This window comes from Paenibacillus sp. VT-400 (assembly GCF_001029205.1).
Classification (GTDB): domain Bacteria; phylum Bacillota; class Bacilli; order Paenibacillales; family Paenibacillaceae; genus Paenibacillus; species Paenibacillus amylolyticus.
Genome location: NZ_LELF01000067.1, coordinates 4,118,200 through 4,143,889, shown reverse-complemented (window position 1 = coordinate 4,143,889; position 25,690 = coordinate 4,118,200). Strand labels below are relative to the sequence as shown.

Sequence of the window (25,690 nt, the reverse complement as noted above, 5' to 3'; positions counted from 1 at the left end):
TGGAATAATATACCATCTCATATAGAATACTTTATCTTTAAAAGGGAGGGGAGCACATTGCATAATATGATGAATAAGAGACAATTTATTGAGATGACAGTTAAAGAACAACATTCTGTAGTATTTAAAGTTAATAATCGAGATGAATTTTTCCGTGGTGTTGCTAAAGGATTAAAGGAAGGCTACCTAATTGTTGAAACAGAAGAAGGTATAAACTTTAAATTTAATATAGATGACATCATTGAGATTTATGCTATCAAGTCTTCATCTCCAAAGCATAGTGCTATCCAATCCCACAGTTTTATGAAAGATAGCAAGGATGACCTTGAAAACCTTGTACTCCAGTTTGAAAGTTTAAATGACGATATAAAGAAACAAATTACCTCTTCTTTATCAAAAGTGCTTAGTAAGCAAGTGATCATTTCGAAAATGGATATAACTTCATACAATGTATCTGAAATTGAAATGATTACTAACACGATAAATGGATATCTACTCACTATTAAAACACTGGATATTCATTCCGAATTTTTCGAATCATACAACCAAAAGACTTGTTTTGGGAAAGGGCTAGATCACAATCGAGAATAGCCTAAGGGAGGAAAAATTATAAATGCTAAAATAGCAGGTCGGGAACTGTCAAAAATCCCTGGGAGGTGAGTATGTGAAAGAAGGAATTAAAAATGTTCTGTTAGGTACTGTAGTTTTTGTTGTTGGCTTCTCCATTATTCTGCTTCTTACAAGCTCCGATATTGAAGCTGAACTTACATATTATGCTGCCATAGCATATGCTCTTTTATACTTAGCCAGTGTTATATCTGTTTGCACTGCGGTACTCCTGAAAAAGATGACTCAATTAAAAAAGTGAATTACTCTTAAGCTAGCGGGAACGTTAGCTGAAAAAAACAAAGAAAGCAGCCGATCATTTTTGATTGGCTGCTTTTATTCAACTAATGGGCAGTTTAGTTCAATAAGTTCCATTAATTTCCATAGAGCTACAATAAGCACTTTATTGCTCTTTTTAAAGTAGTATTCCAAGGTCTTGATTCAATCAATTCAATTCCATTCCTCTTACAGGTATCTGCTATCCAATCTCCATATGAAATACTTACTTCAGCTCTATCATGTTGTAATTTGCCACCTTCTCTTGCTAAAAAATTCTGCACTATTTGATTTTTATCTGATTCATGTACAAATATTGATTTCACCTGTGGGTTATCGAAAGATAATGTTAATTCGGGATAGATAAAATCGCCTTCAATAATGATAGGTAATTTATCTTCAATATGCCGGTGTACAAGCTCTTTTAATACTGGAACCATTTCTTTGCTGACATCAATCAGCCAGTTTACCGTGCCGTCAACTCCAAAGTATTTCCCATCTATATCAGAATCCCAATAATGAATTACAGGAAAATGCTCCTTTGTTGTAACTGTTTTTACGGATAGGTGAACATCATCTACTTCCAAGACATTCACACCATAATATCGAGCAATCTCATAAGCAATACTTGATTTACCTATTCCTGATGCTCCACCAATAAATAAAACTGTCCAGTTTCTATCATTATTCATTTTGCCAACCTCATTTATATGTTCATCGATTATTTTAATGATTATGTAGTTGTTCAATATTATTCTACTTATTCCCTTCTTCTTTCACATCAAATTTCAAAACGGCGCACAGAGAGACCATGAATCAAAGGTGAATACTTTATTAGACGGAAGTTGGTAAATGAGCGAAATTATATACTTGACTCTAAAGCACTAAGGTGGGTATTATTTCCATATATTGATGATTAGGAGAATGGCCGATGTTAATTCAAGAATTAAAACAATCACACCATTATGAAAAGTGTTAATACATTCCTGAAAAATTGGGGGTGGGTTAACGCTATTCGCGCTTCCCATCCTGTGATATATGACGCGCAGGACTTAGGTCTAGCGCGTTTTTTTATTTTTGTTACAAAAGAAATGGAGGAGTAAAAATGGCAATCATGACAGATTCAAGAGGTAACATTTTTTTGGAATTTATTCGTATCGAGTACGATAAGGTCATTACAAGCACACTGGATGCTCCACTAACACATGCTCTAATTGTGGTGAAGTGCGAAGGGAAGTATCTATTCATGCATAATAAGTGGAGAAACAACTGGGAACTTCCAGGTGGTATTATTGAAGCTGGAGAGAATGCAAAGCAATGTGTAATTAGAGAATTGTTTGAGGAAACCAATCAAAATATTAATTCGGCTGAATTCAAAGGGCTAATGAAGTTCAGACTCCAGCCAAGTTTTCATGGACCCGAGCGGATGGAGTATGGAGCTCTGTTCATGGGTGAATTGTGCCAACTTGATGATTTTGTTGAAAACGATGAAGCTTCTTCAATTGTACTTTGGGATGGTACATCAGAAATTGGTGATATCGCAGAAATAGATAAGAAGTTAATTGAATTCGTGTGATACAGGATTGAACTAACAGTAAGCTATGATTCAGGAAAATCAAGGAACAAATTGAGCAACCCTTTCTATACATCATTCGTTAGAGTATGAGAGAGGTGAGATCAAATTATTAAAATGAGTAATAACATCTTAATGTTGGTATTAGCGGTATCCATGACAATAGCTGGGTGTTCATCAACCGATAAAAATGAGGATAATGTTACTGAACGTGTAGTAGCAACTGATTTTATTCTCGAAGTCACAACACCAACAGTTTTAAGTACGGGTGAGACATTGAAAGTAAAAGGAACATTAAAATATACAGGTATGAAACCCGTTGAAGTTTCCCATGGAAAACCTATAATTCGTTTCTCCTTCTCCGGTAGTGGCGAGGAGCGTAATTATACGGATGTGGGATATGTAACTGAATTTAAATCAGGTCAAGTGGTTGAGGTTGAAGATGAATTTATGGTAACCAAGAAAGGGAAACAAAATCTCATTGTGGATATGACCGCGGATATCTCTTTAACCATGAATCCGATTGAAATTGTTGTGAAGTAATTTTAGTAATATTGAACTGACAGCAAACGTTAGCTCACATGAAATGTTTACAAGAATAGTGCCTAATAAACTCATTAAAATTGATAAAAAACCTCCCGTCCCACATGACATCTGGGCTTGGGAGGTTTTGATTATAGTGCAAATTCAACGTTTATCGTACAAACCATCCAGTGGGCTGAGGGGCTACGTCTGCGGTATCTCGTAAATCATGGACTTTGACGTTACTGCCATAGATCATGGAATCACTGCTCAATCGAAACGAAGGGAAACTGTGCTCGGATTGCAGACGCAGAGACGGTTCAAAGTAAATCTGCTGCTGTTTGTTGATTACAAAGGGAAGCGACCCCGCTTCTACGGTAACATCATCGCTATCCGGCTCGTTTAAGATCAGAAGTACCGCAATTCCGTCACAACCGCATCCATCGGTATCATAAAACAATTTGAAATAGCCTGGTCGATCTCCCAGCTTTTCAGTAAGTCTTGCTTCTGCCAGCGGACTGACTTGAATGATCATGACGTCGTTCACACTCCTCTAATCTCCAATGAATTCGCTTACAATTTAATATATGGACCATAAACGCAGATTAGAAGGTGAAATAAAGAAAAGCAAACATGTCCTGTAAAAATATTGACGCTAATGCGTAATGCAACGAACAATTTACGTATGAATGTTATACCCGGAATTTCTATGGGTTCAGTGTGAAATCATTCGCCCATCAATGAAACCCATTTCATCGCCATTCCTTATCTGGTATGATAAGCAGGGAAAATAGGGAAAATTAGAGAAAAAGGAAGGTTCCGCTATGACACCGATCACGATATACGACATCGCCAAAGAAGCAAATGTATCTGTAGCGACGGTCTCCCGGGTACTGAATGATACGGCACCTGTGCGTGCAAGCACCCGAGAGAAGATTATGTCCATCATTGAAAAACACCAGTTTCAGCCCAACGCGCAGGCGCGCAGTCTGATCAAAAAAGAGACGGGCACCATTGCCATCATCCTGCCGGACATTACCAATCCCTTCTTCCCGGAAGTGTTCTGGGGCGCGGAGAATGAGGCTCGCGGATTGGGGTATACGTTCTTTCTGTGCAATACCGCAGGCGACTACAACAGGGAATCTGAATATTTGTCCATCCTGCGAGAGAAGCGGGTAGACGGGATTATTTTTCTCGGCGGGCGTATTAACATGCAGGTCTGTCCGGATGACATGGCTCAGGAATTGATTGATATGGGCAAACGTATGCCGATCGTGCTGGTCAATGGCAATATTGCCAAAGGTGGGTTCCACCGGGTATACACGGATGAAGGTGCAGGGGCAGCCCTTGCAGCTGAGCATTTGCTTGAACTGGGGCATCGCGATATCGCCTTTGTTGGCGGTCTGAAAGAGTTGTCCACCACCATGGTCAAGGTCAGAGCTGTGCAGAAGAAACTTCGGGAGCATGGGCTCGAAATACCAAAAGAACGGCAACTGCTCGGCAGCTTCTCCATCGACGACGGCAAACGGGAGATGTCCAAACTGCTGGATCGTGACAATCCACCCACCGCAGTCATCTGCGTGAATGACAACACAGCGATTGGTGCGATCAAGTCGACGATTGAGCATGGGCTCTCGATTCCGAAAGATATATCCATTGTAGGTTTTGATGATACGCCGCTCGCCAGTGCCGTTATACCGGAACTGACAACTGTATCCCAGAACACGTATCAGCTTGGCAAACAGGCTGTGGATGTGCTGCATGAGTTGATTAACCAAGGCAAACCGAAGAAGCAGATCATTCTGCAACCGGAGCTGATTGTGCGTCAAAGTACAGGACCTGCTGCAAGATAAAGGGGCCTGTAATTGGAAAAGAAAGCGTTGACATTTCCTCGAAGGGTGAAATATAATGAGTGCGTGAATGAAACCCCTTTCATAAAGTGGAACGGGTTTTATGTTTCAGCTTAATGAAACCCATTTCATGAAACGGGTTTCAGTGTAGTCATCCATTCATTATATCAAGGGGGCGTAACGTATGAGAAGAAGTTTAAAGGTCATTTCGTTATTGATGCTGGTCATGGTAATGGGTCTGACAGCCTGTAGCAGTGGGAGTAAAAACGGTTCTTCCAGTGAGTCCGGTGGCAAGGTTGATTTGAGCATGACAATCTGGGGCTCAGAGGATGAGAAGAAAATTTATCAGGAACGACTCGACATTGTGAAGCAGACGTATCCCGATATTAACGTGAAGCTGAACGTGGTTGCAGGGGATTATGACCAGAAGGTACAGACCATGATCGCCGGAGGAACGGCACCGGACATCATGATGATTGCCGAGAACTATCAGGCTTACGCCTCCAAGAATCAGATTATACCCCTGGATGACATGATTCAGGCGAACAATGTGAACATGTCCGAGCGTTATTCCGATGATATTGCCAACCTGATGAAGTATGATGGCAAACAATTTGGTTTGCCGGATCGGGCAGGCGCGATGGTCCTCTTTTATAACAAAGATCTGTTCGACAAGGCTGGGGTGGAATATCCAACCAAAGATTGGACGCAGGACGATCTGATGGCGGCAGCTCAGAAGCTGACGGTGAAGGAGAACGGCAAGACGACTCAATGGGGTTACTACCCTGGCAGCTGGTGGCCGCAATGGATGCAGCTGATCTACCAGAACGGTGGCTCACTGTTCGATGAGAGTGGCAAACCAACCTTTAATACAGAGCCTGTGCGGAAAGCATTACAATTCATGAATGATCTGACCTTCACACACGGTGCGGGACCAACGCCAACCGAGATTGCCGACATGGGGAATATCGGAGCCGATCCGCTGTTCGCGCAAGGCAAGATCGCCATGGAAACGACAGGGTTCTGGAACATCGGTTCACTTGCCAAGGTGGAAGGCATTAATTGGGATATCTCTCCGGTATGGGGCGAAACAAACGCATTCTTTAACGGGTTAACGATTACCAACGCTTCCAAACACAAGGAAGAAGCATTCAAAGTAATTGAAGCACTGACCACACCGGAAGCACAGATGCCAATGGTCAAAGCCGGTCAGGATGCTCCTGCAACCAAAGCAGGTCTTTCCAGTGATGAATTCCTGAACGCAGAATATGGCGGCAAAAAAATCAACATGGCTGCGTTCAGTGAATCAACGATCTATGCGGAACCATTCAACCCGCAATGGAACGAAATGATGAAGCTCATTAACGATAAGCTGGGTGTCTACTTCAACAACAAAGCCTCGCTTGATGATACCGTAACCGAAATTCAGAGTGGACTGGAAAGACTCTACAAATAGAGGATTTTTCTGAACATGCACAAATAGCAGCGACAGCAGGACAGGTGGAATCGGCGTGAATGCGGGTTCCATCTGCTCTCTGCGTCATGGGAGGGCTTAACGTGAGAAAAAAGGACGGGAAATGGTTCTACATCTTCATCTCGCCTTGGCTGATCGGGTTTCTGGGGCTGACCCTGGGTCCGATCCTGTTTTCCATCTATATGAGCTTCACGAATTGGGATCTGTTCCAGTCCCCTGAATTCATCGGTATCGACAACTACAAAACATTACTGACCGATGATCCGATCTTCTGGAAATCCGTCGGCAATACATTCTTCTATGCGCTAATATCCATTCCGCTGGGCATGTCGATCTCGCTCTGGATTGCATATTACCTCAACAAAAAAATCAAAGGGATCACCTTCTTCCGTATTCTGTTCTATCTGCCGTCGGTTGTTCCGGTGGTTGCGAGTTCATTGCTCTTCATCCACTTGCTTGCACCGACGGAAGGGTTGATCAACCAGGCACTTGCGATCTTCGGTATTCAGGGTCCCGCCTGGCTTCTTGATCCGAACTGGGTTAAGCCTGCATTGATTCTCATGTCCTTATGGGGTGTAGGTGGTGGCGTGGTATTGCTGCTTGCAGGGATGAAAGGCATTCCGCAGGAGCTGTACGAGGCCGCTGCCATTGATGGAGCGAAGAGTACACAATCGTTCTTCCATATTACATTCCCAATGCTAACTCCCGTCATTTTCTTCAATCTCGTGACTGGCATGATTGGAGCGCTCCAGACCTTCGCGCAGGTATTCATCGTAACTGCCGGGGGACCTGACAATTCAAGCCAGATGGTTGTTCCCTATTTGTTCCAGAATGCGTTCCAATTCTACAAAATGGGATATGCATCGGCGATTGCCTGGGTACTATTCATCATCATCATGGCGTTGACACTCGTTGTATTCCGTTCATCGGCGCTATGGGTGCACTACGAGGAGGGAAAAGCCAATGAGTAATCCATCCACTGTGGAGAAGACGATATCCTATATTTTTCTGATTCTGGTCGGGGTGCTGCTTGCTTCGCCTTTCCTGTACATGATCTCTATTGCACTGGCAAGTGACGCAACAACCGTCAAATCAGCTTTTACCTTCGTACCAATGGAGTTCCAATGGTCGAACTTTTATACGATCTTCACGAATAACAATCTTGGCACGTATCTCAAAAACTCGGTCATCATAACCGTTTTTACGATTGTCGGATCGGTATTATCAGCTTCGATCGTATCCTACGGCTTTGCCCGAATCAAGGCAAAAGGCAGCCGTTTCCTGTTTATTGTGTTGCTCAGTACGATGATGATTCCGGGTGAGGTGACGATGGTACCGCAGTTTATCATCTTCCGTCACCTGGACTGGATTAATACATTTTACCCGCTGATCATACCGAGTTTCTTCGCCGGAGCGTTCAACGTATTCCTGATTCGGCAGTTCGTCATGAGTATTCCAAAATCACTGGATGAAGCCGCCATGATCGACGGTATGGGGCACCCGGGAATCTACTGGAAGATCATCATGCCACTGACTTATCCGATACTAGCGGCCATTGCGATCTTCTCATTCTCCTATAACTGGGGCAACTTCATGGGGCCGCTCATCTATATCAATGATCCGGAGAAAATGCCGCTGGCACTTGGGGTGCAGCTGTTGACTACGGTAGGTGGCGGACAGATGCCGCCATGGAACCTTGTGATGATTGCTTCCCTGTTCCTCACCATTCCGATGGTGCTGGTATATCTGTTCGGACAGCGTTATGTCTATGAAGCCAACATTAGCGGCGGAAGCAGCGGAATCAAGTAACCGAAGTGTCTGTAGTGGTTGTATGTGCTGAACTTGATGTTCAAGGTCAATGGAGTAATCAACGTACATGGAGAAAGGATTGTATAGCCCATGGCGCATAAAGAACAACGCAGCAGAGGCAAACGGAGTTATATCCTCATGGGTGTCGCTCTGATTGCGCTGCTGGCAGGAGGAGGAATTGTTATCAATCATTTTGCCAATGAATCATCCAAAACACTTGAGTTCCAAGGGGAACCGGTACGTCTGAAGCTGGACCAATCCTATGATCATTTTGAAGGTTGGGGTACGTCACTTGCCTGGTGGGCCAACGATCTTGGCGGATGGAAGGATCAGGCGAAGGTTAGTGAAGTGATGGATCTGGTCTTTGACCCGGAGAAAGGATTAGGTCTGAACATCGTTCGTTACAATATTGGCGGTGAGGAAAATCCGGAGATGAAAGCCCTTCGTCCCGGCGGGGATGTACCTGGCTTCCAGCCTGAACCTGGAGAGTGGGACTGGGATGCTGATGCAGGTCAGCGGGCTGTATTACAAGGTTCGATGGAGCGTGGTGTGAACATTGCCGAAGCATTCTCCAATTCACCACCTTACTGGATGACGATCAGTGGATCCGTTACCGGAGCTGTGGATGGCAGCAATAATCTGCGTGACGACCAGTATGATGCGTTTGCCGATTATTTGACTGAAGTCGTGAAGCATTATCGGGACGAGTGGGGGATCACCTTCCGCACACTGAATCCACTCAATGAACCTTCCTCCGACTGGTGGAAGAAGGGCAATATGCAGGAAGGCAGTCATTTTACGAATGAGAAACAGGCCGAGATTATCAAGAAAGTTGCTGCATCGTTGAAGAGCAAAGGACTGGATGGAACCGTCATTAGTGCCGCGGACGATAACAGCATTGATGAGACGGTGTTTAATTTCAACCTCTATGATCAGGACACGCTGGACGTAATCCAGCAGATCAATACCCACTCCTATAATGGTAGCAAAATGGAAGAGCTGCGCACATTGGCAGAACGCCAGGGCAAGAAGCTGTGGATGTCGGAGTACGGAACCGGCGGCAGCGAGCCGCACAGTCATGAGGATATGACCTCGGTGCAGGAGTTGGCGGAGCGGATCATGTTTGATCTGAAAATCATGCAGCCATCCGCCTGGGTATACTGGCAGGCCGTTGAAGATGAAGGCGCCAATAACAATTGGGGATTCATTCATGCCAATTTCAACGGAGAAGAGCAGTACGAGATGACCAAACAGTATTACGGCATGGCCCAGTTCACAAAGTTTATTCGTCCCGGCGCGACGATTATTCCAACGGATGGTGGACGCACACTGGCTGCCTATGACGCGGAACGTCAGAGACTGGTGCTGGTGATTCGTAACGAATTGTCAGCGGGTACAACGGCGTTTGAACTGGAAGGGTATGCATATGGAAAATCATCCACCGCTCAGGTGTATCAAACTTCACCGGAACGGAACATGGAACAGCTTGAAGACATCCCGGTGTATGCCAACGGACTTGAAGTGCCTACGGCCGACAATTCCATCACAACGGTTGTACTGGAAGACGTGACGTTGCAGGGGAACTGATAATAGTACTCGGAAGGTTGTTCGGTCATCTGAGTGCTGGTGTGAATATGAACAATATAAATTGAACTAATCATTTACACAGAAACGAAGAGGACAGAAATAACTTGAAGAAGCGGAGCGTGCGCCTTTATCCCCGGATTTTCCCTTTGAGAAAAGGGAATCAAAAAAATCTGGGGATAACAGCGATCGGAAGGTTGTTCTGTCATCGAAGTGTGCAGTGTAAATATTCATTAGTTGAACTCATATTTTTAAAAGATTACAGGACATATGAACCTATATAAATTGAACTAAACATTTACACCGAACGGAGAGGACAGAAAGGACCTGAAGAAGCGGAGCGTGCGCCTTTATCCCCGGATTTTCCCTTTGAGAAAAGGGAATCAAAAAAATCTGGGGATAACAGCGATCGGAAAGTTGTTCTGTAATCGTAGTACCCGTGTAAATGGCTTTTAGTTTAACGGATATGGTTCACCTTAAATTAGTTACAGGACATATGAACCTAAATAAAGAGAAGGAGGGGATAACTTTGACAAAGAAAGCATCCCTTTTGCTGCAGGAACAGGAGAAGAACATCGCAAGGGCTGAGAATGGTGTTCTATCAGAATTAACATACGATGCACGCAGCTTTTTCCTAAACGGAGAGCGTGTATTTCTGAACAGTGCCACGATCCATTATTTCCGTATGCCGAAGGAGGAATGGCGTGAGGTTCTGCTGAAGGCGAAGCTGGCAGGTATGAACTGCATCGACACTTACTTTGCGTGGAATGTGCATGAACCGGAAGAAGGACAGTGGTCCTTTGAAGGGGACAACGATTGCGGAGCATTTCTGGATTTGTGCGCAGAACTGGGCATGTGGGTCATCGCGCGTCCGGGTCCGTTTATCTGTGCAGAATGGGATTTTGGCGGCTTTCCATACTGGCTTGGTACGAAGGACGGCGTAAAATTCCGGGAAAACAATGAGACGTATCTGCACTATGTCAATTTGTATTTTGACCAGCTTGTGCCGATTATTCGGGAGCGCCAGTTATCCGCCGGGGGCACGGTCATTCTGGTTCAGGTGGAAAATGAATACGGGTATCTGATGGATGACGCTGCTGCAAGTGACCATATGAATACGCTGAGAGATGGATTGTTGCAACGTGGCATTGACGCTACACTGATCACTTGCGTTGGCGGGGCGGAAGGCACGATCGAAGGGGCTAATTTCTGGTCAGGTGCTGACGGGCATTATGAGAAACTCCGAGCCAAACAGCCGGACACCCCGAAGATGGTCACGGAATTCTGGACCGGATGGTTTGAGAATTGGGGAGGACCTTCAGCCATTCAGAAGACAGCCCCTTTACTAGAGAGACGTATCATGGAAATCCTGCGCGCCGGGTATACCGGAATCAGTAACTACATGTTCTATGGTGGCACGAACTTTGGTGGATATGGCGGCAGAACGATGGGTAGCAGTGACATCTTCATGATTACGTCCTATGACTATGATGCACCGCTGAACGAATATGGACGGGTGACACCGAAATATGCAGTAACCAAGAATTTGTCCTATTTCGTCCATGCTTTCGGGGCCCTTCTGATGGAAACAGAGGAAATTCCAGAAGAACAGATCGTTGTACGTCATCCTGAAGGCATATCTGTACGAGGCAGACAGGCTGACAACCAGAAGATTTGGTTCCTGGAGAGTCACAAGGATGAACGCGAGACGATGCACATTACTTTGGAGGAAGGCCGTACTCTTCCCGTATCGCTGAATCCAGGACAGATTGTTCCTTTGCTGGATCGAGTACAGATTGCTGAACACGTATACCTGACTGCGGGTACGATGATTACGGGCAATGAAATGATAAATGGAGAATTGACTCTGTTCATCGTGGCGGCTGCCGGGCAGCGTTCTGTTGTTGAACTGGAAGCCGAGGTATTAAACGTCACGGGCAGTACAGTGCAAGTGCTGGTCGAACATGATTCAGCCAGGAACGTATACCGCTTCGATTTGTTCCATTTCCAAGAGCCGGGAATGATCCAATTGGAAGCAAACGGCACACCGATCCGTTTCGTCATTCTGGATCAAGAGACGATGAATCGAACATGGCGATTGGAAGCAACAGATCAGAAGAGACTACGTTATGTGATCGGTTTCGATGACGTGGACGTATTGCCAACTGGTCAGGTCAAGGGTATGATTACTGACCCAGATCGCACAATTACGCTGCTTGGTGACTGGACCGATGGAGAACGGACGTTAACAGGTCACGAGTTCTATACCAGCGAGAAGCCTATTGCAGGCAAACAGCAGCAGCTTCCGTGGACATTACCGAGTGCGCCGACATTGTCTGATTCTCCTGAGCTGTCACGTGTTACGTTAACTGCGAAGCAGCGTCCGGCGAGTGGACAACCAGAAGACTTTTCCCGATACGGACAAGATTTTGGTTATCTATTGTACGAATGTGATTTCGAGAGTCCAACCGAAGGGGTCACTAACCTCATTTTGCCGGATATCCAGGATACTGCCAGAATCATCGTTAATGGTGTTCAGCAGGCACTGGTTCGTCAGGTAGGGGCAGCAGGTGTGCAGTTGCAGGTGGCCAAAGGGAAGAATACACTTCAGATTCTGGTACAGCATATGGGCAGATTGAACTTCTCCCCGTATTTGGGTGAGAGCAAAGGTCTGGCTGGTGCTGTGTATCTGGATGGCAAGGTTCAGGATATTCGTCGGGATTGGCGTATGGAGCGTGGACTTGTGCATCTCGATGAGGTGAACTCTCTCCAAGAATCTCCACTGCTGAGCAGAAGCTTTACACTGGATAGCATGGATCGGGCGATTCTTGTGGGTGCCTTGAGCAAAGGTCTTTGTATCAATGGCATCGAAGTTCCGATGGAAGGATATCAGGATTGGTTTGCCTTCCAGACGTTAGACATATCCTTGTATATCAAGACCGGAGAGACAAATACACTGGAAATGCCGTATAGCCGCTCTTCGCTGAATCGACTGGAACTGATCACATATCCGAGTCAGGGAGAACTGAAGGATTGGCGTATGGCAGGGACGGATGCATTGCTTCCGCAACAATGGGAGAGCTACGAGGTAGGACAGGAATCGATCCATCCTGGAGCACAGGGGTCAATCCAGCGTGCAGGACAGCCTGGTATCGCCGCAGGTGGCAATTGTACTGCCAATCTGGTGCCCGACACCACGAATGAATCGGTCAATAGTGCTACATTGAGTGAGAAATTTCACCCTGTATCCAATCATACTCCAGTCCGAGGATCGTATGGTCAGCCGGTCTGGTACCGCTGGCGTTTCGCGAAACCTTCTATTTCCGAGCACCATAAGGTGAACCTGATGCTTCGCCTGACCGGAATGAGCAAAGGAACCATTCACTTAAACGGACATCATCTGGGCCGTTACTGGCAGATTGGTCCGCAAGAGGATTACAAAATTCCAGTAGCATGGCTACAGGAAGAGAATGAATTACTTTTGTTCGATGAAGAAGGCAGAACACCAGAACGGGTACGATTCCTGTTGGGCGCATTATCCCGTTATCCGTGGGTTGTGGTGGAATAGTTCATGTATGGATCGATAGCTGTCTTACCGATCCAACTATGGTTGAGAACAATAACTGGATCGAGATAGTTCGAGTTGGGCGCAGCATTTCACCTTTTTTACTACAGTCACACTACCTCATTTTCTTAGTCAAATAACTCGAGCTTGTGAATCTTTGGATTCAGTCTTGTGAGTGAATTAGCTAAGGGAATGGGGGAGCTGTGGTGATCAGGTTGGTACAACGAACTAAGGTAACACTTGTAGTTTAATTAATTGTAACCGTTTACATATATAAAGAGTGTTCATCCATGATCTGTGAAGGGAGTGATGCTTCATGTAATTGGAATTTGAACAGGTAGTTGTGAGGTATTGCTCATCAGTGGCAGTCCCAGGTACGCTTTGTCTTTGGTAATACAGTGAGGTATTCCTCTGTTCATCACTCATGGATAAGGAGATGACCCAATGTTGACGAAGAAGGAAGAGGGAATAGGAGGAGTAGGAGTAAGAGTAGGAAAGTCCAAAGGTTTCAAGGGTGGAATGATTCTGCTGCTCGGAACATTACTTCTATTAACAATGTTATTCCCCAATACAGCCAGAGCAGCGACAAGTGTATATACGATATCCGCTTTTACGAACACAAGTGAGTCCAATATGTACATCTATGAATCGTATAATGCAACCCACTATGGTTTGCTAAAAGGGCCAGCCTATACACCTCCGGCCGATCTGATCCGCGATCCCAGCATCATGAAGCACACAGATGGTCTATATTACGTTGTTTACACCACGAACTGGTCGGGTAACACCATTGGCATCGCCTCCAGCCCGGATAAGGTAAACTGGACATTTGTCCGTAATATTACATTATCCACACCTACCACAATTGCACACACCTGGGCACCAGAATGGTTCAAAGACAGCAACGGCAGTCTGAACATTATCGTGTCCCTCTCACCAGGCAACTATCAGAATTTCAAACCTTATGTACTCACAGCTTCAGGCAGCAATCTAACATCTACCTCATGGTCTGCACCTACTGAACTGGCAGGCATTGCTCCCAATTATATCGACACTTTTATCGTGAAGACAGGCTCAACCTATCATGCTTTTACCAAGAACGAGACCACCAAATACATTGAATATGCGACAGCAACCTCGCTAACGGGTCCTTATACCTTTAAAGGTACAGGGGATTGGGCAGGTTGGGGTTCTTGGGTGGAAGGTCCGGCGCTTGTTCAGCTGGATAATGGTTCATGGCGAATCTACTTTGACGGCTATGCAACACAAAAATATTATTACAGCGACTCTGCTGATAACTTCCAGACTTGGGGTGCCAAACAAGAGATTGCAGGTCTTACCGGACTCGTCCGGCATATGACCGTATTGAAAGAGTCCGGACAACCGGGGGATATCCGCAAGTTGGAGTCATTCAATGTACCAGGCAGCTTCATTCGTCATTACAACTATCAGGCACGGATTGATGCCAATGTCAGTCCGGCGGAAGATGCACAATTCCGTATCGTTCCTGGGCTGTCAAATGCAACAGGCATTTCGTTTGAGTCCATGAATTATCCGGGTTATTTCCTGCGCAATAATAATGGCAGCATCACACTCGTGAAAAATGACGGCAGCACTACATTCCGAAATGACGCCACGTTCAAACGTGTAAATGGACTTGCTAATGCTAGTTGGACATCGTATACCTCGTTTAGTAATCCGAACCTGTACCTGAGACATTATAATAACGTACTGAAATTGGAAGCTGTCGTTACCGCACTCGATAAGTCAGACGCGACCTTCCGAGAGATCGGGCAATAATGGGTGTTCGTGTTTTGAAAAATGATAAGGAGTGAAGCGGATGAAGTGGTTAAAACGAATGAGCTCGCTGTTGCTGGCAGGAAGCCTGCTAACAGGCAGTTTGGGTCTGGGAACAGAGGTATCTGCTGCGGGAGCCTACACGGCTGTTGCCGATCCATCGAAGCAATATCAGACGATGGAAGGCTGGGGAACATCCCTCGCGTGGTGGGGCAAAGTGGTTGGAGAATATTCCAATCGGGATGAGTATGTGGAGAAAATGTTCAATGCAAATACCGGACTGGGGCTGAATATTCTGCGGTACAACATTGGAGGCGGGGATAATCCAGCGTCCAATATCCTTGAATATCGCAAAGCCGTTCCTGGTTACCAGCCTTCTCCCGGTGTGTATGACTGGAATGCAGATGCGAACCAGCGTTATATGCTGCAAGCTGCCAAAGCGCAAGGCGTGAATGTCATCGAAGCTTTTGCGAATTCCGCACCTTACTGGATGACGATCAGTGGTAATGTGTCCGGTTCGGCCAATGGTGGTAACAACCTCAAGCCCGATTACTACGATGATTTTGCCGATTACTTAACTGAGGTTGTGAAGCATTTTCGGGATAACTGGGGGATCACATTTGATAGTGTAACTCCGCTGAATGAACCGATCTCGACATGGTGGAAGCAGGGCAATGACCAGGAGGGCATGCACTTTGACCGGGCGGATCAGAACACAATTCTGAGTCAGGTACAAGCTTCGTTGAATGCAAAGGGCCTGTCCACAAAGCTGAGCGCACCGGAAGAATACAGTATCGATGATACCAATGTGTCGTTCAACAGCTACAGTAATGCGGTTAAATCAGCGATCACTCAGATCAACACTCATACGTATGGCGGAAGCAATCGTACTGCTTTGCGCAACACAGCGACGTCTGCGGGCAAACATCTGTGGACCTCGGAATATGGAGACGGGGATGCAAGTGGACTTACCATGTCACGTACCATCCTCAAGGATATTCGCAATATGGGCGCAAGTGGATGGGTGTATTGGCAAGCCGTCGATAGTGCAGAAGGATGGGGATTTTTCAAGAACGTGTTGAACAATACACAAACGACCAGTTACACCGTGAACCAAAAATATTATGTCATGGGCAATTACAGCAAATTTATTCGTCCTGGGTACAAGATTATCGGCATGAGTGATGCCAATACCCTTGCAGCCTATGATGCAGCTTCCGGCAAAGTAGTACTGGTTACAACCAATTCGGAATCGACGGATACAACGGTAACCTATGATCTCAGTCGTTTTACGAACACAGGCACGTCTGCTCAAGTATATCGGACCTCTTCAACGGAGAAGTTGCAGCAACTGACCAATATTTCGGTGCAAAACAAAACCTTTACCGCTACGGCAAAGGCCAATTCGGTCACAACCTACGTCATTTCCGGTGCAACTTACAATGGCGGTACAGGATATGAATCCGGGGCCATCTACAAATTAATCAACCGCAATAGTGGACTTGCACTCGATGTTAACGGTGCTTCTTCTACGGGTGGGGCAACAATCATTCAGTGGAATGATAATGGAGCAGCCAACCAGCAGTGGAAGCTGGAGTCCGCAGGTAACGGATATTACAACATCCGCAATGTGGGCAGTGGGCTTTTGCTGGATGTGAATTCGGGTTCCACACAAGGCGGAGCCGCTCTGATTCAGTGGCAGGATAACGGGGGCAACAATCAGCAATGGCTGCCAATTGATGTGGGAGGATATGTGGTACTTGCGAATCGAAACAGTGGCCTGACGGTTGACATCAATCAAGGGTCTCTAACCGCGGGTGCCTCAACCATTCAGTGGGCCGACAATGGCGGGGCCAATCAGCAATGGAGCCTAGTCAAAGTTAATTAGTGTGAGTACGCATGAATTAAACGTTATTACGTGTCCTTTTTTCTTGGAGGTGCAGTGCTCTAAGCAACACTGCACCCTCAAGGAAAGTAGCTATTTTAGACATACATACATATATTCATCCACCCAGCTGGTACTTAACGAAAACGGGATAGGGCGAACCTGCTAATATCCTGATCGGTGTGCCCCGTTTGCACCAAGTCGGATAGAATCTGCCCAATGGCACTTGCAAACTTGAAGCCATGACCGGAGAAACCGCCTGCGAGCCACACACGTTCATGGGCAGGGTGTCGGTCGATGATAAAATCTTCATCCGAAGTGAATTCATACTTGCATACACTACCACGCTTCAATGCTCCTGCTGCCTGAGGCATATGAAGTTCGAGCAGCCTGCGCAGATCCCCCTCGTCCGTTTCTTCCGTACCAAAAGGAGCCATTGTACTTCCTGGTGTCCACACCTGACCCGTATCATGACGACCCATCTTCAGACCTGATCCGCCAATGCTTGGAAATCCATAATATGTACCTTCTTTTCCCGCCAGTGTAAAACCGGGGAAGTGTGCCTCGCCATACAAAGCTTCTGGTGCATCAAACCATCCAACCGTTTTACGCACTGCCTGGATGGGGAGATCCACGAAAGGTTTTAATGTCTGAAACCAGGCACCAGCGCTCAGGATGATTTGATTCGCGTGGTAGGTCTCACCATTTGAAGTCTGAACTGCGACGGAATGTGGTCCGTATTCGATATGCTCCACCCGTGTGTGTGTTAACAAGGTGGCACCATGAGCCTCGGCTGCCTTGCGAAAGGCACGAATACAGGGTTCACTATACAGATAACCCGCATCAGGCTCATACATGCCCTCGTAATGTTCAGGTACTGTAATACCTGGCCAGCGTTTCATCACCTCGGCTGCGTGCAACGTTTCATACCGAATACCTGCATCATCTGCATGGCTCAATCGGTTGTGGAAGGAATGAATCTCCGGATCAACCACATTTATTACACCGGAAGGAACAAACAGTTGGTCTCCGGTCGTTTCCTCCAGCTCGTGCCATAACTTCTGTGCAAGTAATGCCATGGCAATATAGTCAGGCCCACCACTGTACACATGGCGCATCAGTCTGCTATCCCCGTGATGACTTCCTTCCGTATGCGGAGGATCAAAGGCATCGATTAATAAAGTTTTGCATCCACTGCGCGATAGATAATACCCAGCACTCATACCCATGGAGCCGGCTCCAACGATAATAACGTCATATGATTGTGTGATAATAGCACGTCCTCTCCTATGTATCCTTTTCTACAGTAATGCCTTAATAGAACATATTAATAGTAAAAGCTTGATGAAGGCAAGTGTAGTAAAATGGACTTCTACAATGAATGTTGCAAAGGAGACCTCGCATGAGTGAGCAATTTAGGTTTGATCTATTTCCATTAATTCAGACAGAACGATTTATCCTCCGGTCAGCTGAGGCTGGAGACAGCCATGATCTGCTCGCGTTATATTCCGATGAAGCTGTGGTTCAATATATGCCATTCACTCCCTTTGAATCCGTGGAGGATGCACAGGGTGAGATGAATTGGTATACGAAGATTTTCAAGGAAAACACGGGATTACGCTGGATGATTGAAGACCGTGAAACTCGTAAAGTGATCGGAACCTGTGGGTTCCTGAACTATGAAGATGTACATAACCGTGCAGAGATTGGATACGATTTGCGTTCCTCTTTCTGGGGCCGCGGTGTTATGACGGAAGTGGCCCGTGCTGTGTTACATTTTGGATTCACAAGCATGCAGCTCAACAAGATCGAAGCAAAGGTTGAACCGGAGAACGAGGCGTCAATTCACCTGTTACATAAACTTGATTTCCAACAGGAAGGTGTACTGCGGCAGCATGAGTTTGAGAAAGGCAGATATATTGACCTTGCGGTGTTCTCTAAGTTACGAAGCGAAATATAGGCAAGCTAGCCCCATAAGGATTCCAATGACTCCATCTCATTCCAGAGCCGTAAGGCTTGTCCCTCTGAATGAGCCCGTGCTATATTGGAGAGATGTGAGGAGATGAGGATATGAAGCTGGTGTCCTGGAATGTGAATGGCTTAAGGGCATGTGTTACCAAAGGATTCATGGATTATTATCAGGAGAGTCAGGCAGACATTTTCTGCCTTCAGGAGACCAAATTACAAGCCGGACAGATTGAGATGGACCTGGGGGAAGATGTTTATCAATATTGGAATTATGCAATCAAAAAAGGATATTCCGGTACGGCTGTATTTAGCCGAATTAAACCTTTATCCGTTCGTTATGGGATGGAGGAGGACAGTGAGCCGGAAGGACGGATGATTACACTGGAGTATGATGAGTTTTATCTGGTGAACGTCTATACCCCTAACGCGAAGCGGGATCTGACCCGGCTGCCTTACCGTCTGGAATGGGAGGATCGATTCCGGGGGTACATTCTACAATTGGAGCAGACTAAGCCGGTTATCGTCTGTGGTGACCTGAATGTGGCTCATCAGGAGATTGACCTGAAGAATCCGAAGCCCAATCTGGGCAATTCCGGATTTACCCTTGAAGAGCGTGGCAAGATGACCGATTTGCTTGCTTCCGGGTATGTAGACAGCTTCCGCCATCTCTATCCGGATCGTACGGATGTATACAGCTGGTGGTCTTATATGCCGAAGGTTAGAGAACGGAACGTGGGCTGGCGCATTGATTATTTTCTAGTATCCAATCAATTGGCACCTAAGGTGGCAGATGCGCATATCGACTGTCATGTGATGGGCAGTGATCATTGCCCGGTGGGTCTTACGTTGCAACTATAGGTAAGGATCGTTGTGAGATAGATTGAGGTAAGAGTTTTAGAATACAAGTATAGATGAACTGCAAGTTTCCTGAATGGGAGATTTGCAGTTTTTTTTTGCGTCACAGGTAGGGGAGGGACACTGGACTTTGGTTGGGGAAAGAACTGGACTCGGGATTGTTTCAATCCCGCTATTTCTTGGGTACGATTGAAGCATACATATATAGATGAACCTTTGGGGTAAGGGGTAGAGAAGATGAAGAAGGGGTTACGGAGAGGGTTAAAAGTGCTGGGAGGCATCATGCTTGCCACAGGACTTTTGCTGCTGGCAGGTACAGCGTATGAAGCGTATCAATCCACGCAGGATATGAAGTCCTATCCCCCGCCAGGCAAGTATTATGAAGTGAGTGGTCGCAACATGCACCTCTACACCGCCGGCAAAGGAGAGGTAACCGTGGTGTTTGCCTCAGGCTGGGGTACACCCAATCCGTATGTGGATTTCAGTCCGCTATATGACAAGTTGAAATCACAGGTGAAAATTGCGGTATATGATCGGTTCGGGTATGGATACAGCGACTATACGGATGACCCTCGTGATGTTGATACCATCTCGGAAGAGATCCACCAATTGCTGCGAACATCCGGTCAACGTCCACCTTACATCATGGTCGGTCACTCCCTGGGTGCGCTGGAGACACTGCGGTTTGCGCAAAGGTATCCTGATGAAGTGGCTGGCATGGTCATGATCGATGGCGGAAGCCCAGAGTATTACAGTCGTACGGATCTGAATACACCGGAATGGATGATGGATGGGTCCCGTTTTCTGGTGAAAACAGGCATCGCACGAACATTGCTGCAATCGGATCGCATGATGGCATCTCTGGTCATTGACCCAAGTCTGGTAACGGAACCGATGAAAAAAGCCGTCACGATATCCACGCTGAGACATGCGTACAATGACAATGTCATGGAAGAGGTTCGGAATTCCAGAACAAATGCAGCGTGTGTGCTTGAGAACAAAACGAAGTTTGGCTTTCCCCTGACGATCCTCACAGCCGGTTCGGAGGAGTTGGATGAGGACAGTCATGCATGGCAGGCCGACCAAGCGAATTTTGCTTCATGGTCAAGACACGGAACACAGCTGACAGTTCCACAAGCGACACACAGTATCCACAACAGTCAACCGGATATTGTCGCCGCCGAGATCATGAAATTAGTGACACCGTCCAGTGACCTATGAGTAACATGATTCCACAAACACATGATGAACAGGATGAGGAGGAGGGATGGATGAAAAAGTTTAAAGTAATCACCCGCTTCCTGTCCATTCTTGTAGCCAGTTGTCTATTGTCTTTAAGTGTATTATCTGTATCTGTGATATGGGTTAAGAATAACGTTCATGCGGTGCCTGTGATCCAGCCGTTTGAACGTTATTAGCACATAAAATGAAGATGAAGGAGTGGTAACGGATGGTAAAGAGAAGGAAATATGTATTGGCTTGTGCGGCACTGGCGATGGTAGTGGCCTTGAGTGCTTGCAGTAGCGCGGCAGACGAACCGAGTGATACGGAGAAGGTGGACACTGAAGTTTCCTCCGGAACTGGTGAACAAGCGACTGATGAAGGTGCAAGCGAAGCAACAACAAGTGCAGTGACCGAAACGGAGGGTACGACTGCACCAACCGACTCGGACTCGGATAGTGGTGAAGAAACGTCTGCTGGAACCAATGAGTTGCCGGAGAACTTGCCAAGTGATTTCCCATTGCCGGAAGATGCAACAATTCGTTTAGCCAATTCTGGTGAGAATGAAGGCAAGCAATCGGCGATGGTGATTTTCTCCACTGAACAAGATATGAAAACCGTATCCCAGCTGTATAAAGATTACTTCAACGCCAAAAAGTTGACGGATGCAGGTCAGACGATCGATGACAAAAATATTATTATTCAGGGAACCGACCCGGAGACACAGGATGTCTGGTCCCTGATCGGTGGAACATTGGCGGGACAGGAAGGCGTCATTGAACTGACGTTGACCTGGACAGAATCATAAGCAGAAGATAAGGGCTATTTTTCTTTCCTGCTTTTTTCTTCCTAAAATAACGAATGAACGCCAAAATACCTTGCATACGGAGCCGCATTATTGCTGCACCGCTGCAAGGTATTTTTATTTCGAACTGGAAACCTGACAGGTTACATGGTATGTTATATCATTATAAACAGAGTAATAGACAACTATAGAAGAAGACAGGAGAGGATTGAACATGATTAGAGTGGGTATTGTTGGTTACGGTAACTTGGGTAAAGGTGTAGAGAAAGCCATTTCCCAAAACGAGGATATGGAACTGATTGCTGTGTTTACACGTCGTAATCCGGAGCAGATGGTCGCTGAAAGCACAGAAGTACGTTTTGAGCATATCTCTGCAGCGGAGCAATACATAGGCAAGATTGATGTTATGATCCTCTGTGGTGGTTCTGCAACCGACCTTCCAGAGCAGACACCAGCCATCGCCAAGTTGTTCAATACGGTAGATAGCTTCGATACACATGCGAAGATTCCTGAATTCTACAAAGAAGTTAATGCTGCGGCAGAGCTTGGCGGTCACGTAAGTGTCATTTCCACAGGTTGGGACCCAGGCTTGTTCTCCATGAACCGTCTGCTTGCACAGTCCATCCTGCCAGAAGGAAAAGAGTACACGTTCTGGGGCAAAGGTGTGAGCCAAGGCCACTCGGATGCTATTCGTCGTGTTCCAGGCGTTAAGGCTGGTGTACAGTATACTGTACCTGTTGAAGAGGTGATCAACCGCATTCGTGCAGGGGAGACACCAGAGCTGTCTACACGTGAGAAACATCTGCGTCAATGTTATGTGGTAGCAGAAGATGGTGCTAATCAGGATGAGATCCGTGAGACGATTGTGTCGATGCCTAACTATTTTGCAGATTACGATACAACTGTAACATTCATTAGCGAAGAAGAATTGAAATCCGAGCATGAAGGTATGCCGCATGGTGGATTTGTTATTCGCAGTGGGGTTACGGGTGCAGGTCAAAAGCAAATTATTGAATTTGGTCTGAAACTCGACAGCAATCCTGAATTTACAGCAAGCGTACTTGTAGCGTATGCAAGAGCCGCACAACGCTTGAGCGTGGAAGGACATAAGGGAGCGAAAACGGTATTTGATATTCCGCTCGGTCACTTGTCTCCAAAATCGGCTGAAGATCTCCGCCGCGACTTGTTATAATTCTGATTCGTTCCAGTGATTTTATAGAAACAGCTCGTCCTTGGATGTATAGGACGAGCTGTTTTTTTTGCTGTTCTGTATACGATTCATACATTCATATGAATGGCAGGTACTATCCTGCCTGTATCCCTGCTCGTGTTCTTGTGGAAATGGCACCCTACACCCAGTGTGAGGGAATGTTAAGATGATCCGGCAACTTGGTATTCACATTACCTTTGGCTGCATTAATCTGGGATTGCGTCAGGAAGATGCCACCTCTCAGGTCTGCATCGCCCAGATCCGTATCCCGCAAGTCCGCGCCAATCCAATCCGCATTTCGTGTATCTGCATTTCGGAGATCGGCTGCGATCATTAAAGCCCCTCGGAAGCTTGCGCCCCGCAGGTCAGCCCCTTTTAAATTGGCACCAAAAAAGTCACTTCCGGTACGTTTTTTACTCTTCTTCGACTTCCCTTGTCCATGAGCGGTGGGTGGCACATTCGCGCGCACCATCTCACTTGCCTGGACCAAGAGTTGATTCACACTGGACCGATAATTGGCGATGTCCAGACGGAGGAGTGCCGCAGGCTCCAGATTGCTCAAGCGCTCAATCTCCTCATATAACTCACCAAATGACGAGTGAAGGGATGACGTCTCCGGTCTCATCATCATTTCCTTCATATAACTGAGCAACTCGTGAAGTTGTCGCAAGGCAGGCAGACAATCGAACATCTCGTTTGCAGACTCTGGATGATCACGCCAATCTTTGCCCGCGTAGGTCACTTGGGACAGCTTCTGTCCAGCTCCGAAACAGTCGTATACCGTGCAACCTTTGAACCCTTTCTGCCGAAGCTGAGTATGGATACCGCAGCGATTGTCCGTGCGCAGATTGGGACAGGGTGTGCCGCTGGCTTTATCAAAAGCAAAGTCAGATGACTTGCCATAGGGCAAGGCAACACAGCACAGGCCAAAACATTGCTCACAGTCTGCGCTAAGATGAGGACTCGCAGTGCTGACAAATGGTTGGTTAGACAATGTAAACACTTCCTTATAATAGTACAAATAGATGGAATTACGTCAGTACCACTTTACCATTGCCTTGCGATTAGAGCAATTGAAGACAAGGAAAAAAGGGCAGTTACCCAAATGGATGGGAACGCCCTTTGATCGTGGAGAATCACGTATTAAATTAAACTACACCTTGAGCGATCATGGAATCCGCTACCTTGAGGAAACCGGCGATATTCGCTCCGGCTACGAGGTTGCCTTCACAGCCATACTCTTCAGCAGCTTCTACACAGCTGGTGTAGATGTTCTTCATGATGTCATGCAGCTTGGCGTCTACTTCTTCAAATGACCAGGACAACCGCATGCTGTTCTGTGACATTTCAAGAGCAGACACGGCTACACCGCCGGCATTAGCCGCTTTGGCTGGACCGAACAGCACGCCTGCACCGTGGAAGACGTCAATGGCAGCCAGGGTGGAAGGCATATTGGCGCCTTCGCCAATGGCCTTCACGCCACCTTTGATTAGAAGGGCCGCAGCTTCTTCATCGATCTCATTTTGCGTTGCACATGGAAGAGCAATATCACAAGGGATGGACCAGATGCCTTCACAGCCTTCAGTATATGTAGCATGCGGGTGTTCTTTGATGTATTCGCTGATGCGAAGACGATCAACCTCTTTCAGACGTTTCACGGTATCCAGGTTGATGCCTTGTGGATCGTGTATGTAGCCACCTGAGTCACTACACGCCACAACTGTAGCTCCAAGCTCCTGTGCCTTCTGAATGGCATAGATGGACACATTACCAGAGCCAGAGACAACGACTGTGCTGTCTTGGAAGCTGAGTCCCTTGGATTGCAGCATCTCCTTCACGAAGTACACACAGCCGAAGCCAGTCGCTTCCTTACGTGCCAAGCTTCCTCCGTACAGCAGTCCTTTACCTGTCAATACGCCTGCCACATGTCCGCCATGGATACGTTTGTATTGGCCGAACATGTAACCAATTTCCCGTGCACCTACACCAATGTCACCTGCTGGTACATCGGTATCGGAACCGATATATTTGTAAAGTTCAGTCATGAAGCTTTGCGTGAAACGCATGACTTCCAGATCCGATTTTCCTTTGGGATCGAAGTCAGAACCGCCTTTACCACCGCCAATGGGCAGACCGGTCAAAGCATTTTTGAAGATCTGTTCGAAGCCAAGGAACTTGATGATGCCCGAGTATACAGAAGGATGGAAGCGAAGTCCGCCTTTGTAAGGGCCAATGGCACTGTTGAATTGCACACGGAATCCACGGTTAACCTGAACTTTGCCCTGATCATCTACCCATGGGACACGGAATGTGATTACACGTTCAGGTTCAACAAGCTGTTCCAACAGACTATGGTTCTTATACTTAGGGTGTGCTTCAATAACAGGAATAAGGGAATCCAGAATTTCTTTGACAGCCTGATGGAACTCATCTTCGTGCGGATTTCTGGCGACAACCGACTCGTAAACGGAATGAACATATTCTGCGGCAGTAACTTGAACGGACTCTGTAGTTTCTTTTGTTATCGTGGACACTTTTTCGATGCACTCCTTTATTGTGTTAAAGTCTGTAGAGGCTTATTTGCATAAATTGAATAAAAGTTTGTAGTTAAATATACAGGAAAGCAAATAAAAATACGAGATGAAAATTCATAAAATGTTTTTTATGCAGTAATTAAAATGTTCTATGGA

23 protein-coding genes are annotated in these 25,690 nt (G+C 46.3%); 18 read left to right on the top strand and 5 right to left on the bottom strand.

Annotated features, from left to right (window positions below; all coding sequences use genetic code 11):
* Window positions 1-57: 57 nt before the first annotated feature.
* Window positions 58-591, top strand: coding sequence for a hypothetical protein (locus EL84_RS28790; protein ID WP_047843933.1), 534 nt, complete (start codon window positions 58-60; stop codon window positions 589-591).
* Between the two features lie 73 nt (window positions 592-664).
* Window positions 665-868: a hypothetical protein gene (locus EL84_RS28785; RefSeq protein WP_047843932.1), complete on the top strand. Its 204-nt coding sequence runs from the start codon at window positions 665-667 to the stop codon at window positions 866-868.
* Window positions 869-995: 127 nt separating this feature from the next.
* Here the strand turns inward: EL84_RS28785 and EL84_RS28780 are convergent, their stop codons facing one another.
* Entirely contained in the window at window positions 996-1,574 is a 579-nt protein-coding gene (locus tag EL84_RS28780; protein ID WP_047843931.1) for a hypothetical protein, read from the bottom strand.
* Window positions 1,575-1,987: 413 nt separating this feature from the next.
* Here EL84_RS28780 and EL84_RS28775 point away from each other — a divergent pair, with 413 nt between their 5' ends.
* Window positions 1,988-2,458: an NUDIX domain-containing protein gene (locus EL84_RS28775; protein WP_047843930.1), complete on the top strand. Its 471-nt coding sequence runs from the start codon at window positions 1,988-1,990 to the stop codon at window positions 2,456-2,458.
* 114 nt (window positions 2,459-2,572) lie between these two features.
* The gene (locus EL84_RS28770) at window positions 2,573-2,998 is read left to right on the top strand and encodes a hypothetical protein (protein ID WP_161799452.1); all 426 of its coding nucleotides are present in this window, start codon (window positions 2,573-2,575) and stop codon (window positions 2,996-2,998) included.
* 151 nt (window positions 2,999-3,149) lie between these two features.
* Here the strand turns inward: EL84_RS28770 and EL84_RS28765 are convergent, their stop codons facing one another.
* The gene (locus EL84_RS28765) at window positions 3,150-3,512 is read right to left on the bottom strand and encodes an iron-sulfur cluster biosynthesis family protein (protein ID WP_017687018.1); all 363 of its coding nucleotides are present in this window, start codon (window positions 3,510-3,512) and stop codon (window positions 3,150-3,152) included.
* Window positions 3,513-3,801: 289 nt separating this feature from the next.
* Between EL84_RS28765 and EL84_RS28760 the strand changes: the two genes are divergently transcribed.
* From EL84_RS28760 to EL84_RS28725, 8 genes are all read left to right on the top strand, one after another.
* Complete coding sequence (locus tag EL84_RS28760) at window positions 3,802-4,830, top strand: LacI family DNA-binding transcriptional regulator (RefSeq protein ID WP_036617286.1); 1,029 nt, start codon at window positions 3,802-3,804, stop codon at window positions 4,828-4,830.
* A gap of 181 nt (window positions 4,831-5,011) precedes the next feature.
* A complete protein-coding gene (locus EL84_RS28755) occupies window positions 5,012-6,283 on the top strand; it encodes an ABC transporter substrate-binding protein (protein WP_047843928.1) in 1,272 nt (423 codons plus the stop codon).
* A 101-nt stretch (window positions 6,284-6,384) separates the two neighbouring features.
* On the top strand, window positions 6,385-7,272 hold the full coding sequence (locus EL84_RS28750; RefSeq protein WP_036668619.1) for a carbohydrate ABC transporter permease: 888 nt from the start codon (window positions 6,385-6,387) through the stop codon (window positions 7,270-7,272).
* Window positions 7,265-8,110, top strand: coding sequence for a carbohydrate ABC transporter permease (locus tag EL84_RS28745; protein WP_047843927.1), 846 nt, complete (start codon window positions 7,265-7,267; stop codon window positions 8,108-8,110). Before EL84_RS28750 ends, EL84_RS28745 begins: the two co-directional genes overlap by 8 nt.
* A 90-nt stretch (window positions 8,111-8,200) precedes the next feature.
* Complete coding sequence (locus EL84_RS28740; RefSeq protein WP_082219158.1) at window positions 8,201-9,697, top strand: glycoside hydrolase family 30 protein; 1,497 nt, start codon at window positions 8,201-8,203, stop codon at window positions 9,695-9,697.
* Between the two features lie 526 nt (window positions 9,698-10,223).
* Entirely contained in the window at window positions 10,224-13,262 is a 3,039-nt protein-coding gene (locus EL84_RS28735) for a beta-galactosidase (protein WP_047843926.1), read from the top strand.
* 441 nt (window positions 13,263-13,703) lie between these two features.
* On the top strand, window positions 13,704-15,059 hold the full coding sequence (locus tag EL84_RS28730; RefSeq protein WP_152683083.1) for a glycoside hydrolase family 43 protein: 1,356 nt from the start codon (window positions 13,704-13,706) through the stop codon (window positions 15,057-15,059).
* A 40-nt stretch (window positions 15,060-15,099) separates the two neighbouring features.
* Window positions 15,100-16,944, top strand: coding sequence for an RICIN domain-containing protein (locus tag EL84_RS28725; RefSeq protein WP_053061639.1), 1,845 nt, complete (start codon window positions 15,100-15,102; stop codon window positions 16,942-16,944).
* Between the two features lie 134 nt (window positions 16,945-17,078).
* Here EL84_RS28725 and solA read toward each other — a convergent pair whose 3' ends face one another.
* On the bottom strand, window positions 17,079-18,212 hold the full coding sequence (gene solA / locus EL84_RS28720; RefSeq protein WP_152683082.1) for an N-methyl-L-tryptophan oxidase: 1,134 nt from the start codon (window positions 18,210-18,212) through the stop codon (window positions 17,079-17,081).
* A 131-nt stretch (window positions 18,213-18,343) separates the two neighbouring features.
* Here solA and EL84_RS28715 point away from each other — a divergent pair, with 131 nt between their 5' ends.
* The 6 genes from EL84_RS28715 to EL84_RS28695 all read left to right on the top strand — a co-directional run bounded on the left by EL84_RS28715 (window position 18,344) and on the right by EL84_RS28695 (window position 22,982).
* Window positions 18,344-18,901 carry a GNAT family N-acetyltransferase gene (locus EL84_RS28715; RefSeq protein ID WP_047843924.1) on the top strand — a complete coding sequence of 186 codons (558 nt, stop codon included), beginning with the start codon at window positions 18,344-18,346 and terminating at the stop codon, window positions 18,899-18,901.
* 110 nt (window positions 18,902-19,011) lie between these two features.
* Entirely contained in the window at window positions 19,012-19,767 is a 756-nt protein-coding gene (locus tag EL84_RS28710; protein WP_036617303.1) for an exodeoxyribonuclease III, read from the top strand.
* Between the two features lie 234 nt (window positions 19,768-20,001).
* A complete protein-coding gene (locus EL84_RS28705) occupies window positions 20,002-20,985 on the top strand; it encodes an alpha/beta hydrolase (RefSeq protein ID WP_047843923.1) in 984 nt (327 codons plus the stop codon).
* A gap of 50 nt (window positions 20,986-21,035) precedes the next feature.
* Complete coding sequence (locus EL84_RS32085; RefSeq protein ID WP_161799451.1) at window positions 21,036-21,182, top strand: hypothetical protein; 147 nt, start codon at window positions 21,036-21,038, stop codon at window positions 21,180-21,182.
* A gap of 32 nt (window positions 21,183-21,214) precedes the next feature.
* Window positions 21,215-21,793 (top strand): hypothetical protein, encoded by a 579-nt coding sequence (locus EL84_RS28700; RefSeq protein ID WP_047843922.1) that lies wholly within the window; start codon window positions 21,215-21,217, stop codon window positions 21,791-21,793.
* A gap of 211 nt (window positions 21,794-22,004) precedes the next feature.
* On the top strand, window positions 22,005-22,982 hold the full coding sequence (locus tag EL84_RS28695; protein ID WP_414855722.1) for a diaminopimelate dehydrogenase: 978 nt from the start codon (window positions 22,005-22,007) through the stop codon (window positions 22,980-22,982).
* Between the two features lie 157 nt (window positions 22,983-23,139).
* On the opposite strand, the gene EL84_RS28690 is transcribed toward EL84_RS28695, so the two are convergent.
* Complete coding sequence (locus tag EL84_RS28690) at window positions 23,140-23,994, bottom strand: pentapeptide repeat-containing protein (protein WP_047843920.1); 855 nt, start codon at window positions 23,992-23,994, stop codon at window positions 23,140-23,142.
* Between the two features lie 154 nt (window positions 23,995-24,148).
* Window positions 24,149-25,534 carry an NADP-specific glutamate dehydrogenase gene (gdhA, locus tag EL84_RS28685; RefSeq protein WP_200904550.1) on the bottom strand — a complete coding sequence of 462 codons (1,386 nt, stop codon included), beginning with the start codon at window positions 25,532-25,534 and terminating at the stop codon, window positions 24,149-24,151.
* Between the last annotated feature and the right edge of the window lie 156 nt (window positions 25,535-25,690).